Origin of the sequence: Hylemonella gracilis ATCC 19624, assembly GCF_000211835.1 — a bacterium.
Lineage (GTDB): Bacteria > Pseudomonadota > Gammaproteobacteria > Burkholderiales > Burkholderiaceae_C > Hylemonella > Hylemonella gracilis.
This window is the reverse complement of sequence record NZ_AEGR01000031.1, coordinates 1-252: the sequence shown is the minus strand read 5'-3', so window position 1 is coordinate 252 and position 252 is coordinate 1. Positions and strand designations below refer to the sequence as shown.

Below are 252 nucleotides of genomic sequence, written 5' to 3'. Positions count from 1 at the left end.
ACCTCAACCTTGGCAAGGTTGCGCTCTACCAACTGAGCTATTCCCGCGCTGTGTACCTGGAGGCGCGATCCGGAGTCGAACCGGACTAGACGGATTTGCAATCCGTTGCATAACCGCTTTGCTATCGCGCCTTCAAAACTTCCAGCCCCGAGCCACCGGGACTGAATAAAAAAGGGAAGCATGGGGCTTCCCTTTTCGGAATCTTGGAGCGGGAAACGAGGCTCGAACTCGCGACCTCAACCTTGGCAAGGT

At 56.0% G+C, this 252-nt stretch carries 1 tRNA gene; it reads right to left on the bottom strand.

Annotation, left to right across the window (positions count from 1 at the left end):
* Window positions 1–57 precede the first annotated feature (57 nt).
* Window positions 58–131, bottom strand: a tRNA-Cys gene (locus tag HGR_RS02790).
* Window positions 132–252 lie beyond the last annotated feature (121 nt).